This window comes from Bradyrhizobium sp. ISRA442, from assembly GCF_038085055.1.
GTDB lineage: Bacteria > Pseudomonadota > Alphaproteobacteria > Rhizobiales > Xanthobacteraceae > Bradyrhizobium.
In genome coordinates this window covers 312469-328270 of record NZ_JALGCN010000002.1, presented here as the reverse complement: position 1 = coordinate 328270, position 15802 = coordinate 312469, and the positions used below count along the sequence as shown (strand labels likewise).

Sequence of the window (15802 nt, the reverse complement as noted above, 5' to 3'; positions counted from 1 at the left end):
ATCCTCGATTTTGAGAAGGGCACGCCGGTCACGGTCGTTCCCATGTCGAGCGATGAGTGTTTTTGTCGATGGCGGCGGCCATGCGCGCCTTGCGTTCCTGCACGATGAGGTTGGTAAGGCGACAGGCCTGGTGCTTAATCCCGGGCCATGGCAGATCACAGGCTAGCGGATCAACTGACCGGGACGGCCAAGAAACCCTATGATCAAGAACATTATCTTCGACGTGGGAAACGTCTTTGTGAAATGGTCCCCACAAGACATCGTGGAGCGGTGCTTCAATCTGCAAAAGGGCTCCGATGAGAACGTGCAGAGGGCAGAGGCCTTGTTTCGTTGTCCTTTGTGGATGAGTCTCAACCGCGGCGAATTAACCCAGCGGGAGGCCGAGCAGGCCTATCAGGCCGAGTTTGGCCTTTCCGAGAAGGAGACCACGACGTTGTTCTTCCACGTTATGGATCATCAGGACTTAATCGAGGGCACGGAAGAGATCGCGTACCGCCTCAGGAAAGCAGGTTACCGAATTTTCGCCCTTACTGACAACGTGCATGAGATCGTCGCACATCTCAAAGCCCGCCAACGATTTTGGGACGTGTTCGAGGGAGCAGTGGTGTCGGCGGAGGTCGGCATGTTGAAACCAGCACCTGCCATCTTTCAGCATGCACTGGATAAGTTCGGCCTCCTCGCCGAGGAAACGGTCTTCTTTGATGACGTTGAAGTCAATGTGGAAGGTGCGCGATCGATCGGATTGGAAGCAAGACTATTCACAACGCCAAGCCGTTGTGAGGCAGACTTACAGGCGTTGGGCCTTTCGTTCTAGACGGGTTTTGCGAGGCCCTCTTCAACCTTGCGGCTCGTGGCACCAATTGCGCTTCCGGACAGGTTTACCAGTTGTCCCAGCTTTTCGTGACTGAGATGAATCGGCACTTGGGCGGGATTTCAAAAACATCCCATTGCGTAGACGACCAAAACAGCTCGGCGGCGAGCGAGCATGATCGCAACTCGCTGCCATGATTTCCTAGGATGGCCGTTCGACGAAGGCGACGGCCTTGTTGCTATAGGTCCACGTCGCGCCGTCGCGTTTGCTGATCCCGAGAAAGGCGGTCGCCGTACCAGCATATTTCATGTCCTGATTGCCGCCGTCGATGCCATAGGCCCACGGGTCGAGGCACAGAAACTCGGTGATCTTGTTATCGGGTCCTGCAGTGCGGTGGCCGACGATGCCGACATAATGGGCGCCGCCGAGGGAGGCCCGCACCGGCACCTTCTTTTCGAGATTCTTGATTGTCCAATCCACTGCTTTGCTGGGATCCCGGCCTACGCTCACCTGGTCGCGCGCCGTCGGTTCGGCCATTTTCCAGCCCATGTAGCGGACGAACACGATCTTGAGGATCGAACCGCACCAATATTCATTGTTCACCGCCTTGAGGAACCCGCCATTGTTCTGGTTCCACGGCAGCTTGCTCTTCTTGTAGTTTTCCATCGACTCGTCCGTCGAGGTCGCCGACAGGGTGGGATGGGTGTGCAGCGGCTCATCCACTAGCATTTCATAGACGCGATGGCGGTTGTCCAATTCGTCGCTGGGGTCCTGGTTGCTGTAGAACTTGCGATAGGCGGGCGTCCTGGCCGGCGTCGTGACGGTGTGGAAATAGTGCCAGATCAAATCGGTTTTCCACGAGGGGTCGCGGGTATGGGTGTCTGACATGGAGACGCTCCATATAAGGAATTCGCCTGCGGCGGCTTCGCGGCCGTTTGCGACTTCCGGTCAGACCAGCCGCGCTGAAAGGTTAGTGCCCGCTCGGTTGATGACGGTTCAGCAACCGTTCGACACTTTCGCAGGCGGAACCTCGCACGGCGCCGGCGCAGCTCTTGGCGATGCGCCAAAATCTCCTCAGACGAAGAAAAACTCGTTCGCGTGCAAGTCAGCGACCTTTACGCCGAGTAGATCGATCGTGTTTCCGGAATGGCTCGGATCAGTGATGAGAGTGCCTTCGTGCCCGTCGGACGCGGCGTTGGCGATGACCACTGCGAAATTGGAAAAGTGGCTTTGATCTAGCTGGATGGTGTCGTGGCCCTTGCCGAAATCGGTGATCGTGTTTGCACCGAAGTCGTTCTTGAACACGAACGTGTCGTTGCCTCTCCCGCCCGTGAGAAGATCCCCCGCTCCGCCCACTAGAACATCCCTACCATTCCCGCCGCTGATCTGCTCGAACCCGAGGCTCCCGTCGATGACTTGCCTGCCATTCCCGCCCGTAACAACGGTGAGATGATCGGCGTCGGTACCCGGCATTCCACCAATGTAGGTCTGACCCGGTTTGACGACGGTCACGGTCAATGTGGCCTCGGAGCTCAACTGGTCGGTGTTCGTTGCCGTGTAGGTGAATGTATCCTGAGCGAGCCCGTGGTCCGGAAAATCGATCTTCTTGTTTGCGTCATAGGTAAACGTTCCGTCGCCGTCCACAACGAGCGTGCCAAAAGTCCCATTCGCAACAAACTCACCTGCGTCATTGGTTGTCGCCCCCGCGACTGCCGTCACCGTCAAAGGCTCGTTGTTTGGATCGGTGTCGTTGGTCAGAACATTGCCTGAAACCTCATGATTCTTGGATACTCCGGCGATGTCGTTGTGCGCGACGGGAGGAGATGTCGTGCCGAAGATGATTTCTGAAATTTGGGTGGACCAAACCGAATCCGACGCTGAAGTCCATTCCTCAATAGTCCAGAAATGCGACGGGTCGGTCGGATCGAAAGTTGTGGCGCTGTAATCGCCAAAGCGCCCGGAATTGGAGGTCTGCGGTGCGACGCCGGCCTGCAGTAGCATAGGATCTCCGAATTGGATCACATCGCCGTTGAGCTGGCCGGCAACTGCGTAGGCGCTTGGAAAATCATTCGGTCCTGAACCGGAGAAGCCGATGACTACCTCGCCGAGGGGATTCACCGCTATCGAGCCGTAATAGACATCAAGCCCGAGCGGGCTGATGAGGCCGGTATCCAGAACAACCGGGTTCGTCAGCGGAGTGCCGATCTCGAACCACTGCAGTGCTGAGTGATTGTCGTCGCTCGAAATCGTGTGAACACCGAACAGTTTGCCGTCTTGTAAGACCACACTAGATGTGAAGCTTGAATCTGCGGCGTTGATTGGTACGGTCGTGTCCTTTTGAATGGCACCGGGGGGATTTTGGAATGGCGACACCGTAATTGCACGGTTCGCGGTATCGAGTGTGGGACTTGTAATCAGCCCATCGATAGACGAAACCTTCAGTAGTGTGCTGGGCATGTCCACGTTGAAGGCCGAGAGAATCGGTTCACTGCCGGATAATTCAGGCGCAACGGCCGGCTGCTGAACAACCCCAATTTCGCCGTGACTAATGTTGGCAAACACCGTGGCGTTGGACGTGCTTGGAACTGGCCCCAGTAGGTCAGACTTTGGGATGGCTACTAATATACTTGTAGCCGGTTCAGGGCCGACCGGAATCTGGGTGGCGGAAAGGTAGACGCCATCTTCGTTGAAGCCGAGCCTCGTGAAATCCCCAAAGCTTTGCCCAGTAGGGTCGATAGGAATTCTGACCGCCTGCCAACCTTGTGCCGGGTCCGACGTATTTGACACGGCAAGTAAAAAGGCGCCCGTGAAATCCAGTGCGGCTGCATACCAACGCTGGCTATCAGGATCAAAGAGTATGCGCGGATCGAAAGGAGAAGGTTGCGGGACGCCTGCCGATGACCAGAAGTCGCTCAGAGTTGACTGCTGGAGGACGTTTCCGGACTTGTCGTAGACGCGGAAATCCGAGTTGAGGAATTCAACAAACTGGCTGGGGCCGACGGCGCCATCGGTGTCTGGTGGGTTGGCGCCGAAATCAAGTAAATTAGTTCCCGCAAAATTGGCACCAATGGTGACAACTGGGGCACCCGCCGTCGTCGCGGCGACCATTGTCTCGCTCATGGTTTCCTCCCTTTGCCTTTGCGTTTTTCTCCTCTTTCCTGCGGCCTCTGGTTCCTAGGACGCCGTACAGCTACTCGTGCGCGCGCCCGTCTCCGCGCGAAAGGCACGCCCGAGCGAACGTGCCGTCAGCCGGAAAGCAAAGCCGCAACTAGACCAATTTGAAATGATGTGCCGTGAAGGCGTATGCCTCGTCGGGAATCGCCGGAGGTTGTCCCAGCATCGACGCTGGCTCTCGGTCCCTGCTACTCAGTCAACGATACACCCAAAGCTCGTTTGAGCAAGGCCCTGTTTACATTCATTCAGTCCAGAGCAATGGGTCAGCGAGGTTGATCATGGGGGCACGGCAGTGAATGTGCGATGTCCACTTCTTGGGGAGGCAGACGTACGCAGTCGCCTTTTGACTCGTTGCGAACTTCCCGATGATGTCCCTTGGCGGCAGTATATCTCAGGCACTCGCATGGGCGCCATTCGGCTCGGTCCAGAGCCAGCCGATGAGACCGGCGAGCGCGGCGCACGTTGCGGTCACCAGTATGATGGCGCGCAGCGCTCGTGCGAAAGCGGCGATCGCCTCTTCATGAAGACCGGGCTGTCCGGACATGACGGCAGTCATGGCTTCGTTGGCTTGTGTGAGCGTCGGCCCGACGAGATGATATGAAAAGCTTGCAAACAGCACGGCCCCCAGCGCTGCGACCGCGAGCAGGCCGGCTATTCGCGCGACCGCGTTGTTGATGCCCGAAGCAATGCCGGCGTGAGCTTTGCCGGCAGCCCCCATCACGGTCGACGTCAGCGGCGGAACGGTAACTGCCATCCCGACACCCAACAGGACCATCGGCGGAAGCACGCCAACCCAAAAGGACTGCCTGAAATCGACCAAAGCGAGCATCGCCAAGCCGCTCGCCGCGATAATGGGCCCGGTCGTGAGCAGCGACCGCGGTCCCAAACGGTTGGTGAGGGTGCCCGCGAATGACGCGCCGAAACCCATGATCAGAGCAAACGGCAACAACGCCGCGCCGGCTTGCGTCGCGGAGTAGCCGCCGAGACGGATCAGGCCGAACGGCAGATAATAGAGCGCACCTCCGAGGGCAAAGTAGAGCAACAACGTCAGGGCATTCGTTGCGGAAAAATTGCGAGATCGATAAAGCGACAGCGGCATCATCGCCCATTCACGGAGCCGGGCTTCGATCGCGACGAACAAAGCAAGGAATGCAATTCCCACGCCGAGAACGGCTAGGACTGTCTTGTCGCGAAATCCTACCGCCGGAACGGCGCTGAGACCCCACGTGATCGCAGCGAGGCCAATCGCGATCGTGACGGCGCCGCTCCAGTCGAGGTACTTCGCGTGAGGATCGCTGCTCTCGCAGGCGAAGCGAAGCGCAAGTCCAGCCGCGGCAAAGGCGAGCGGGACATTGAGGAGGAAGATCGCGCGCCACGAGAACTGATCGACCAGCCAGCCGCCGAGCGGCGGGCCTGCCGCCAACATCAGTGCACCTGCACCTGCCCATGTCCCGATTGCCTGGCTCCGTTCGCGCTCGTCGAAACTCGCGCCTAACATTGCCAGACTCGCCGGCACCAAGAGCGCCGCGCCCAGGCCTTGAACCGCGCGGCTGGCGACGAGCGCCGCAATATTTGGCGAGAGCCCGCAAGCGATGGAGGCCGCAGTGAAGACGGTAACGCCGAGAACAAAGATCCGGCGTCGACCGTAAAGGTCGGCGGCCGAGCCACCGATCAGCACGAGTGAGCCCAGCAGCAGCATGTAGGCGTTGACGATCCACTGCGTTGCTGCCGCGTCCGAATGCAGTGCCTGCTGGATTTCGGGTAGCGCGATGTTCACGACCGAGCCGTCGAGGAACGCCATGCTGGATCCGACAATGGTCGCCGCCAGCGTCAGCCGCTTGCGTCTTTGCGACAGCGCCGCGTCAGAACAAATTGCCGCCTGGATGACACCCGTGTCGCAGGGCGGCCGTGTGAACCCAACCATTGTATGCTCGAGAGGGATGGTGGTTACCGATCAGGGTGCGCTTCGCGCAGAAAGTTGGCAACATTGGCCGTAAACAGGCAGGTCGCAAAAAGAGCCCCGCCAGAGGCGGGGCTCGGGGCGCTTACCGGCAGGGTTACTTCTGAGCCGGCTGACCCGACGTCGAAGGCGGCGGAGCATTATTCTGGTTGGTTTGTCCAGACTGCATGTTCTGGTTAGTGCCTTGGTTAGTGCCTTGGTTAGTGCCTTGGGCCGGGGCCTGTCCGGTGGTCTGGCCCGGAGGCGGTTGTGTGCCTGCCTGGCCCGATGTCGTCGGTTGGTTCTGCCCAGCCTGGCCGGTGGTCTGGTTCTCCGCCGGCGCGTTGGACTGACCGGTGCTTTGCCCGGTCGTGTTCTGGTCCATTGACTGGCCACTCCGCCCCTGACCAACGGTGGTCGATTGGCCCTGCGTGGCCCTGATCTGGTTGGACACGCCAAGTGCGGAGACCGTGCGGCTATCGATCGAGCCGGTGGTCTGGAAACCTTCCTGTCTCTGGAAGGTGGTCAGTGCGGCGCGCGTCGCGGGCCCGAGGTTGCCGTCTGCTTCGCCGTGCAGCAGGCCACGTTCAATCAGGACCCGTTGAACGATGCGGATCTCGTCGGAGCTGAGATTCAGCGCGGCGACGCTGCCACTGCTCACGCTGGCACGGCGGGCGAAGTGCGTCCGCGGCCCGGCCGGAACGACGTCGACGATCCTGCGGCTTCGGTCGAGGACGACGACTTCATCATCCACGACGAAGAAACTGTCGTCGCGGAAGCGCGGATCGATGTCGATCAGCGCCGGGAATGCCGAGACGGCGACCACGTTGATGTTTCTCGGCACCACCACGCCGGTATTGACCCGGAAGTTGATCGAGTTGACGTTAACCCGCGCCACGTTGCGCGAACTGAGCACCGACTGCTGAAGCGTTGCCTGCTGTTGCGCATTTACCGATACGCGGCCCGACATGCTCTGGGTCGTCGTACTCTGGTTTTGCGCCGGCGCAGTGGCCTGGCTGCCAGTCGTTGCGCCCTGATTCTGCTGCGTGGTCTGACCCTGTGTGGCCTGACCCGGGGCAGGAGCGTTGCTCGGCCTGGTGTTGGCGCCTGTGGTCGTGCTCTGGTCCCTCTGGCCCTGCGTGGTCTGACCCTGCGTGGCTTGACCCGGAGCATTGCTCGGCCTGGTGTTAGCACCGGTTGTCGTGCTCTGGCCCTTCTGACCCTGCGTGCTCTGACCCTGCGTGGCTTGACCCTGGGCGTTGCTCGGCCTGGTGTTGGCGCCGGTTGTCGCGCTCGGGCCCTTCTGGCCCTGCGGCGCCTTTTGCTCGGATTGACGAGGTTGCGCGCGCTCGCCGCGACCCTGTCCGATGGTCTGCCGCTCGCCCCTGTCGGCCTTGCCGGCGGTTCGGCCGCTATCGCGCATTCCTTCGCTGCGCTCGGCACGCGATCGTGCCGCAGACGGACCCTCGGTCCGACCGCCTGCGCGGCCCTGCGTCATTCCTTCGCTGCGGGAAGCACCACCTTGCGACATTCCACCACTGTGGGACGCGCTACCTGCGCCTTGCGACATTCCTCCGCCAGACCGGCCGTGTTCCGCAGCGCCTCCGCTGGATCCGCCACCAGCGCCAATTCCGCCTCCGCCAGCGCCCATTCCGCCGCCGCCACCTTCACGCATGCCTTGCGCCGACGCCAGGCTGACGCCGGCGAGCAGCACTGCTGTGGTCAGCAGGAACCTGCTCTTTCTCGTGTTCATCTGAATCTCCTCCATTTGCTTCGCAGCATTTTTCGATGGGTGCTTTCGAACGACAGAACTCGAGACAAACGAGTCCTCATCCGAGTTTCCCGATCGAATTTGCCGATCCCCCGGTGAACGGAGTGCCGATGCCATCGTTCCCGTTCATGCAGGGAGTTGCGCGGTTCCGTCTCGATGCTACCGCGCACGTTGAACTCTCCGGGGTCGAAGAAGAGATCGACCCCAAAATCCGCGCCGAGGGCTCAGCGTCTCGCGCCGGCTTGCGGCTTCGCATTACCAACGATTGTAATAGAAGTGCCGCCGGGGGAACGGTCCGCCATAATAAGCGTAGGCCGGGCGCACGACGCGGCGATAGCCGTAATAGGCGGGGGCGTAGCCAGTGCTGTAGTAGGTCCTGGTGTAGCCGCCCCAGGCATATGGCTCGTAGCCGCCGTAGTAGGCCGGTGCGTAATAGCCGTCATCATAGCCGTAGTAGCCGTAGCCCGGACCATACGCGTAAGCGGACGAGGCGAGGCCGCCGATCACGGCACCTGCGACCAATCCGCCGGCCACCGCTGGAGCGAAACCGCGCCATTGGGCTTCCGCCGGCGTCGGCGCCGCCACAGCGCTTGCGCCGAGTGCGCCGATTGTTGTCAGAACAAGTGCGGCCCTATTCATGTGCGTCTCTCCTTCGTTAGTGGGTCGACGTCGTGCCAACATTAACGACAGGCAAAGGTTGCAAGCGCGCCCGCTGGCAACAGGAGTCACGAAAATAAATGGGCGTTCATCTCGATGAACCCGCGCACCGTGATGGCGCCCGCCTCATGACTGATCGGGTTGGCGGGAGAGATCCATACGCCGGCTGTTCCGTTCGTAGATCGCATGGCGGCGCGTTCCCTCCCCAGCACTGAGGCGGTTTAGCGTACTCGTGACTTTCAACTGGAACGGCGGTGCGCTCATTGCCGGACGCTGCGCGATCGGCTGCAGAGCCGATCGACGCGCGTCATCGATCAGAGTCCACGCCCTAGAACTGATAGCGCCGCAGGCCGCCATCCACCGGGATCACGGTGCCCGTGATGTACCGAGCCACCGGCGAGGCCAGGAACACCGCGAGCGCCGCGAGGTCTTCCGGCTCGCCCCAATAGCCGACCGGGATCTCCTCTTCGGCAAAGCGCTCGCGATAGTCCGGCGCATAGTTGCGGCGGATCTGCTCGCTCATGATGCGGCCGGGCGGGATGCAGTTGATGGTGATGCCGTCCTTGCCGATCTCGCGCGACAGGCCCTTGGCCCAGGCGTGCACCGCGGCCTTGGCCGCGAACGCGGCGTTCAGCCCTTCCGGCTCGGACTTGCCGGTGATGTTGATGATGCGGCCCCATTTGCGCTCCACCATCTGCGGCAGCAGCGCATGGGCGATGCGCCGATAGCTGGTGAAGTTCAGCGCGAGCGCCTCGTCCCATTTGCTGTCGGGCGCGTCGACCGGCAGCGGGCGGCTGCCGCCGGCATTGTTGACGAGGATGTCGACATGGCCGAGCGCTTTCACCGCAAAGGCCGCGATGTTCTCCGCCGCGTCCTTTGCCATCACGTCCTGCTCGAACGGAGTGATGAGTCCGCCGCCGACTTCCTGCACGAGCTGGCCAAGCAGGTCTGTCCGGCGCGCAACCGCCACGATGCGCACGCCTTCCGCAGCCAATCCCTTGGCGATGGCGCGTCCGATGCCGATGCTTGCGCCGGTCACGACGGCGGTTTTCGACTTGAGCCCGAGATCCATGGTCAACGCTCTCTTGGTTGCTTCTTGCTTGTTGCTGTTCGTTTCCAGCCCTGTCCCTCACCGGCGCGATTTGCCGGATCGGGACGAGCAGTGGTAACGAAGAGCGACAGTGAAGGAAACACGAAAAAGAAAAGGCTCTGAGCGATGGTCTGGGACCCGCAGCAATATCTGAAGTTCTCCGGTCACCGCTTGCGGCCCGCGATCGACCTGTTGATGCGAATACCGGATTTCGCGGTACGCGAGATCGCCGATCTCGGCGCCGGCGCCGGCAATGTCACCAAGCTGATCAAGGAGCGCTGGCCAAGCGCGACCGTCACCGGCGTCGAGGGCTCGGCCGAGATGGTCGCCGCGGGGCGGAAGGCGGCCCCGGACGTGGTTTGGTCACATGAGGATCTCGGACATTGGCACCCGGCCAAGCAGTATGACCTGATCTATTCCAATGCCGCACTGCACTGGCTGCCCAATCATGCGGCACTCTTTCCGTCAGTGATGGAGAAGGTCACGCCGGGCGGTATGCTTGCGGTGCAGATGCCGCGCAATTTTACCGCGCCCTCGCATGTGCTGATCGGGGAGACCGCCCTGAACGGACCCTGGCGGACCAAGGTCGAGCATCTCGTGACCCCGCCGCCGGTCGAGGGGCCAGCCTTCTACCACGATCTTCTTGCTCCGATGTCGGCCAATATCGACATCTGGGAGACCGAATATCTCCAGGTGCTCGAAGGCGACAACCCGGTGAAGGAATGGACCAAGGGGACCTGGCTGACGCGCTATCTCGACGTGTTGCAGGGCGACGAGAAAGCCGCCTTCGAGGCGGCTTATGGCGAGCGGGTGGCAAAGGCCTATCCGAAGAATGCGGCGGGACAGACGCTGTTTCCTTTCCGGCGTCTCTTCATGGTGGCCCAGCGCAAGAGTTAATTGCACTGCCGCGATGCGACATAAGCGCTCGCCCAGCGGGGCTGGAGCGGGCGCTAAGTTGCGTATACAACGTCCGTCAAGATAGCTTGGCTGCGGCAAATTGGGCTTAGGTCTAGTTGTTCGGGTGGCCGATTGCTGCCACTACTGAACCGGAAAACAAAAAAAGAACCGGTTTGAGGTTGTTGGGAGGAAATATGCGCAAACTGCTTCTCGCGGCCGCGGCGGCCGCGCTCGCCTTGGCTCCTGCTGCCGTCATGGCCCAGAGCCCCATCGTCATCAAGTTCAGCCACGTCGTCGCCAATGACACCCCGAAGGGGAAAGGTGCGCTGAAATTCAAGGAGCTCGCCGAGAAGTACACCGACGGCAAGGTCAAGATCGAAGTCTATCCGAACTCCTCGCTTTACAAGGACAAGGAGGAGATCGAGGCGCTCCAGCTCGGCTCGGTGCAGATGCTCGCGCCCTCGACCGCGAAATTCGCGCCGCTCGGCGTCAAGGAGTTCGAGGCGCTCGACCTGCCCTGGCTGTTCAAGGACGAAGAGACCTATGCCAGCGCGATGAAGGGCACCGTCGGCAAGTGGCTGTTCCAGAAGCTCGAAGCGAAGGGAATCACGGGCCTCGCTTACTGGGACAACGGCTTCCATATGGTCTCCTCGAATCGTCCGCTGATGAAGCCCTCGGACTTCCAGGGGCAGAAGTTCCGCATCTCCGGCTCGAAGATTGCCGACCAGTATTTCCGCCTGATGGGGTCGATCCCGCAGATCATGGCGTTCTCCGAAGTCTACCAGGCGCTGCAGACCGGCGTGGTTGACGGCTGTGAGAACACCGCGTCCAATTATCTGACGCAAAAGTTCTTCGAGGTGCAGAAGGACATCACCGTGTCCTATCACGCTCACCTGCAATACGCCGTGATCGTCAACTCGAAATTCTGGTCCGGTCTGCCGCCCGACATCCGCACTCAGCTCGAGAAGGCGATGGCGGACGCGACCGACTACACCAACTCGATCGCGCGCAAGGAGAACGAGGACGCGCTGGCCGAGATCAAGAAGTCGGGCAAGACCACACTGCATTATCTGACTGACGCCGACCGCAAGGCATGGCAGGAAGCAATGCAGCCGACCTATAAATGGGCCAAGGGCCGGGTCGGGCAGGAGGTGCTCGATCTCGTTGCCAAGGAACTCGACGTCAAGATGAACTGACGCTGCCTGGCGTAGAACAACAAGAAACGGTCGGGAGTGAACGCACTCCCGGCCGTTTCGCTCTAATAAGGGGGACTTGATTTGCTTCGCGTGCTAAATCGTGCGCTCGATCACCTCGAGGAGTGGTTGATCGCGACGCTCATTGCGGCTGCAACGGGCCTGATCTTCGTTGCCGTCGTGCACCGCTACGGCGCCGGCGAATCGATCGCGCTTTCGAGATGGGCGACTGCGCACGGGCTGACCTGGCTCGCGGCGCTGTCGAAAGCCGTGTTCACCTTCCTGTCCGAGCTCGACCTGTCCTGGGCGCAGGAACTCTGCATCTACATGTTCATCTGGATGGCGAAGTTCGGCGCAGCCTATGGCGTACGCACCGGCATCCATGTCGGCGTCGACCTTCTCGTCAACCGTCTCCCCGAATATTCCCGCAAGCAGGTGATCCTGTTCGCGCTGCTCTGCGGCGCGATCTTCACCGGCATGATCGCGGCCTTCGGTGCCTCCTTCGTCGGCGAGATGTTCCACACCGGACAGCAGTCGAACGATCTCGAAGCGCCGATGTGGATCGTCTACCTCGCGATCCCGCTCGGCTCCGGTCTGATGTGCTTCCGCTTCCTTCAGGTCGCATGGTCCTATTACCGGACCGGCGAGCTGCCGCATCATGACGAGACCCATGTCGAGGGCGTGGAGACCGGCGTCTCGCCCGCGCTGCATCCGCAGCCCGCAGGCGCCGCGACCAAGGCTGCTTCGCGAAAGATCTCGCCGCTCGGCGTGATCCTGATTCTCGCACCGATCCTGATCTTCATGCTGTGCCTCGCCGAAAAGTCCGGCGTGCTCGTGCTGCCGCACTGGATGCGCGCCGCCACCGTCTTTGCACTGCTGATCGCCCTGATGCTGACCGGCATCCCGGTCTCGATCGCGCTCGGCCTCACCGTGATGACGTTCCTGTTCACGCTGACGACGGTGCCGATCGAGGCGGTCTCGATGAAGCTCTTCACGGGCATCGAGAGCTTTGAGATCATGGCGATTCCGTTCTTCATCCTGGCGGGCAATTTCCTGACCCATGGCGGCGTCGCGCGGCGCATGATCAACTTCGCGACCTCGCTGATCGGCCACTGGCATGGCGGCCTCGGACTCGCCGGCATCGTCGCCTGCGCGATGTTCGCGCTGGTGTGCGGCTCGAGCGTCGCGACCGTCGCCGCGATCGGCGCGATTGTGCTGCCGGAAATGGTCAGGCACGGCTACCCGATGCGCTTCGGCGCCGGCATCATCACGGTTGCCGGCTCGCTCGGCATCCTGATGCTGCCCTCGATCCCGAAGATCGTGTACGCGGTCTCCACCAACACGTCGATCGGCGCGTTGTTCGTCGCGGGCCTTCTGCCCGGCATGCTGCTGACCACGATGCTGTGCATCGTGACCTGGTGGCTGGCGCGCAATCGTGACTATCCGCGCCTGCCCAAGGCAAGCTGGAGCGAGACGGTGCGCACCTTCCGCGAGAGCATCTGGGGATTGATGCTGGTCGTCATCATCATCGGCGGTATCTATAGCGGCCTGTTCACGGCGACCGAGGCTGCTGCGATGGCGGCAGTCTATTCCTTCTTCATCTCGGTGTTCGTCTACAAGGCGATCGGGCTGAAGGACGTGCCGCGCGTGTTGCTGCGCGCTGCCAACACCAGCGCGATGTTGCTCTACATCGTCACCAACGCGGTGCTGTTCTCCTTTGTGCTCTCCAACGAGAACCTGCCGGCGACGCTCGCCGACTGGATCACGGCGCAGAATCTCGGCTGGGTCGGCTTCCTGGCTCTGGTCAACGTGCTGCTGCTGCTCGCCGGCAACTTCATGGAGCCCAACTCGATCATCCTGATCATGGCGCCGATCCTCGCGCCCGCGGCCAAGAAGCTCGGCATCGACCTCGTGCATTTCGGCATCGTCATCGACGTCAACATGGAGGTCGGGCTCTGCCACCCCCCTGTCGGGTTGAATCTCTACGTTGCGTCGATGATCGCGCGAATGCGTATCACCGACCTGGCGGGGGCCGTGATGCCATGGCTCATCACCATGCTCGGCTTCCTCATCGTCGTGACCTACTGGCCCGAGTTGACACTGTGGCTGCCGCGGGTCCTCGGGATGATGTAGGCGCGAGCCGCGTATACGGGTGCACCCTCTCCCCTTGTGGGAGAGGGTGGCTTCGCGGAACGCGAAGGCGGGTGAGGGGTCTCTCTCCGCGAACGCCCCTCGCGCAGTAGATTTCGCGGATAGAGACCCCTCATCCGGCGCGCTGCGCGCGCCACCTTCTCCCACAAGGAGACAAGGATGACAGAATCCAGCAGCGAGCGGAAGGACGCCACATCGTCCGTCATCGCGCAGCATGAGGCGACACGGAACGCGCTGCCATTTTCCGACACGCGGGATTTCGACGATGCCGCGCGCGGCTTCCTCGGCACGATCGAGGACGCGAAGATCACCAATCCGCAGGGACGCGTGGTCTGGAGCCTCGAGCCCTATGACTTCTTGTCGACTGAAGCGGCGCCAGCGACCGTCAATCCGAGCCTGTGGCGGCAGTCGCGCCTCAACATGCATCACGGCCTGTTCGAGGTCGTGCCCGGCGTCTACCAGGTGCGCGGGCTCGACATCGCCAACATGACGCTGATCGAGGGTGACAGCGGCGTCATCGTGGTCGACACGCTGACCTCGATCGAGGGCGCTCATGCCGCGCTGGAGCTCTATTTCAAGCATCGTGGGATACGGCCGGTCGCGGCCGTCATCTTCACCCATACCCACACCGATCACTGGGGCGGCGCCCGCGGTGTGCTGGAGGAGGACGCGCTCGCCACCGGCCAGGTGCCGATCATCGCGCCGAACCTGTTCATGGAGCACGCCGTCTCCGAGAACATCATCGCCGGTCCTGCGATGCTGCGCCGGGCGCAGTACCAGTTCGGCCCGCTTCTCGCCAAGGGCCCGCGCGGGCAGGTCGATTGCGGTCTCGGCAAGTCGATCGCGGCGGGCGCAGTCGCGCTGCTGCGCCCCACGGACCTGATCATGGCAACCGGCGACAGGCGCGTCATCGACGGCGTCGAATTCGAATTCCAGATGGCGCCGAACAGCGAAGCGCCGGCCGAGATGCATTTCTTCATCCCGCGCTACAAGCTCCTCAACCTCGCCGAGAACTGCACCCACAATTTCCACAACCTGCTGCCGTTCCGCGGCGCGGACGTGCGCGATGCGCTGGCGTGGTCAAAGTATCTGAACGAAGCGCTGCTATTGTGGGGCGGCAAGGCGGAGGCGATGTGTGGCCAGCATCACTGGCCGGTGTGGGGCCGCGAGCGCATCGACACCATGATCCGGCAGCAGCGCGACCTCTACAAATTCGCCCATGACCAGACCATTCGTCTGATGAATCACGGCCTGACCGCAGCCGAGATCGCCGAGACCATCCAGCTTCCGAAGAGCCTCGAAGGGGCTTGGCACGGCCGCGGCTATTACGGCCACATCCGGCATAACGTGAAGGCGATCTATCAGAAGTATCTCGGCTGGTACGACGCCAATCCGGTCAATCTCGATCCGCTGTCGCCGGTGGAGTCGGGTAAGAAATATGTCGAGTATATGGGCGGCGCCGACGCGATACTCGCGCGGGCGCGCAAGGATTTCGACAAGGGCGAATTCCGCTTCGTGGCGCAGGCGCTTGGCCATCTCGTCTTCGCCGAGCCGGACAACCAGGCAGCGCGCGCGCTGCTTGCGGACACGCTCGAGCAGCTCGGCTACGCCGCCGAAAGTGCGACCTGGCGCAACGCCTATCTGTTCGGCGCGCAGGAGCTGCGACAGGGCATGCCGAAGGTGCCCGCGCGCCCGCCGATGCCGCGCGAGACGCTCGCGGCGCTGCGCACCGAGCAGCTTTGGGACGTGCTCGGTGTCCGCCTCAACGGCCCCAAGGCCGAAGGCAAACGCATCGTGCTGAACTGGAGTTTTTCCGACACTAGCGAGACTTTCGTGCTCAACCTTGAAAACTCCGCGCTGACCTACACCGAAGGCGTGCAGGCCGAAGGCGCGGACGCCAGCTTCACGCTGGCGCGGTCGACGCTCGACGAGGTCATCGCCAAGCAGACCAGCTTTCCGGAGGCGGTGGCTGCCGGCAAGGTCAAGCTCGCCGGCAATCCGATGCGGCTCGCCGAGCTGATGGGCCTGATGGATGAATTCCCGCGCATGTTCGAGATCGTCGAGCCGAAGCGGGCTGTGGTGACTTAGAAGCGGTCAGCGCCACGTTTTCCTTGTCATC

General features: G+C 61.7%; 12 protein-coding genes. 5 read left to right on the top strand and 7 right to left on the bottom strand.

The annotated features are described in order from the left end of the window. Positions 1-199 precede the first annotated feature (199 nt). Complete coding sequence (locus MTR72_RS04595; protein ID WP_280965247.1) at positions 200-814, top strand: HAD family hydrolase; 615 nt, start codon at positions 200-202, stop codon at positions 812-814. A 198-nt stretch (positions 815-1012) separates the two neighbouring features. On the opposite strand, the gene MTR72_RS04590 is transcribed toward MTR72_RS04595, so the two are convergent. The 7 genes from MTR72_RS04590 to MTR72_RS04560 all read right to left on the bottom strand — a co-directional run bounded on the left by MTR72_RS04590 (position 1013) and on the right by MTR72_RS04560 (position 9424). Next, complete coding sequence (locus tag MTR72_RS04590; protein ID WP_341510127.1) at positions 1013-1699, bottom strand: hypothetical protein; 687 nt, start codon at positions 1697-1699, stop codon at positions 1013-1015. Positions 1700-1885: 186 nt separating this feature from the next. Then, a complete protein-coding gene (locus MTR72_RS04585; protein ID WP_280965245.1) occupies positions 1886-3931 on the bottom strand; it encodes an Ig-like domain-containing protein in 2046 nt (681 codons plus the stop codon). 445 nt (positions 3932-4376) lie between these two features. Continuing rightward, complete coding sequence (locus MTR72_RS04580) at positions 4377-5909, bottom strand: MFS transporter (RefSeq protein ID WP_341510126.1); 1533 nt, start codon at positions 5907-5909, stop codon at positions 4377-4379. 133 nt (positions 5910-6042) lie between these two features. Next, on the bottom strand, positions 6043-7347 hold the full coding sequence (locus tag MTR72_RS04575; protein WP_280965243.1) for a peptidoglycan-binding domain-containing protein: 1305 nt from the start codon (positions 7345-7347) through the stop codon (positions 6043-6045). Positions 7348-7418: 71 nt separating this feature from the next. Further along, positions 7419-7595 carry a hypothetical protein gene (locus MTR72_RS04570; RefSeq protein ID WP_280965242.1) on the bottom strand — a complete coding sequence of 59 codons (177 nt, stop codon included), beginning with the start codon at positions 7593-7595 and terminating at the stop codon, positions 7419-7421. Positions 7596-7950: 355 nt separating this feature from the next. Further along, complete coding sequence (locus MTR72_RS04565) at positions 7951-8334, bottom strand: hypothetical protein (RefSeq protein ID WP_280965241.1); 384 nt, start codon at positions 8332-8334, stop codon at positions 7951-7953. A 346-nt stretch (positions 8335-8680) separates the two neighbouring features. After that, positions 8681-9424: an SDR family NAD(P)-dependent oxidoreductase gene (locus MTR72_RS04560; RefSeq protein ID WP_280965240.1), complete on the bottom strand. Its 744-nt coding sequence runs from the start codon at positions 9422-9424 to the stop codon at positions 8681-8683. A 144-nt stretch (positions 9425-9568) separates the two neighbouring features. On the opposite strand from MTR72_RS04560, the gene MTR72_RS04555 reads away from it, so the two are divergent. The 4 genes from MTR72_RS04555 to MTR72_RS04540 all read left to right on the top strand — a co-directional run bounded on the left by MTR72_RS04555 (position 9569) and on the right by MTR72_RS04540 (position 15771). Further along, positions 9569-10339 (top strand): methyltransferase domain-containing protein, encoded by a 771-nt coding sequence (locus MTR72_RS04555; protein ID WP_280965239.1) that lies wholly within the window; start codon positions 9569-9571, stop codon positions 10337-10339. A gap of 194 nt (positions 10340-10533) precedes the next feature. Then, entirely contained in the window at positions 10534-11535 is a 1002-nt protein-coding gene (locus MTR72_RS04550) for a DctP family TRAP transporter solute-binding subunit (RefSeq protein WP_280965238.1), read from the top strand. A gap of 90 nt (positions 11536-11625) precedes the next feature. After that, complete coding sequence (locus MTR72_RS04545) at positions 11626-13665, top strand: TRAP transporter large permease (RefSeq protein WP_280971040.1); 2040 nt, start codon at positions 11626-11628, stop codon at positions 13663-13665. Between the two features lie 177 nt (positions 13666-13842). Then, complete coding sequence (locus tag MTR72_RS04540) at positions 13843-15771, top strand: alkyl/aryl-sulfatase (protein WP_341510125.1); 1929 nt, start codon at positions 13843-13845, stop codon at positions 15769-15771. Positions 15772-15802: the final 31 nt, after the last annotated feature.

What these genes read in the sequence shown, in the direction of transcription:
- MTR72_RS04595 (WP_280965247.1), top strand. Translation starts at nt 200, where the DNA reads ATGATCAAGAACATTATCTTCGACGTGGGAAACGTCTTTGTGAAATGG.
- MTR72_RS04590 (WP_341510127.1), bottom strand. Translation starts at nt 1,699, where the DNA reads ATGTCAGACACCCATACCCGCGACCCCTCGTGGAAAACCGATTTGATC.
- MTR72_RS04585 (WP_280965245.1), bottom strand. Translation starts at nt 3,931, where the DNA reads ATGAGCGAGACAATGGTCGCCGCGACGACGGCGGGTGCCCCAGTTGTC.
- MTR72_RS04580 (WP_341510126.1), bottom strand. Translation starts at nt 5,909, where the DNA reads ATGGTTGGGTTCACACGGCCGCCCTGCGACACGGGTGTCATCCAGGCG.
- MTR72_RS04575 (WP_280965243.1), bottom strand. Translation starts at nt 7,347, where the DNA reads ATGCGCGATAGCGGCCGAACCGCCGGCAAGGCCGACAGGGGCGAGCGG.
- MTR72_RS04565 (WP_280965241.1), bottom strand. Translation starts at nt 8,334, where the DNA reads ATGAATAGGGCCGCACTTGTTCTGACAACAATCGGCGCACTCGGCGCA.
- MTR72_RS04560 (WP_280965240.1), bottom strand. Translation starts at nt 9,424, where the DNA reads ATGGATCTCGGGCTCAAGTCGAAAACCGCCGTCGTGACCGGCGCAAGC.
- MTR72_RS04555 (WP_280965239.1), top strand. Translation starts at nt 9,569, where the DNA reads ATGGTCTGGGACCCGCAGCAATATCTGAAGTTCTCCGGTCACCGCTTG.
- MTR72_RS04550 (WP_280965238.1), top strand. Translation starts at nt 10,534, where the DNA reads ATGCGCAAACTGCTTCTCGCGGCCGCGGCGGCCGCGCTCGCCTTGGCT.
- MTR72_RS04540 (WP_341510125.1), top strand. Translation starts at nt 13,843, where the DNA reads ATGACAGAATCCAGCAGCGAGCGGAAGGACGCCACATCGTCCGTCATC.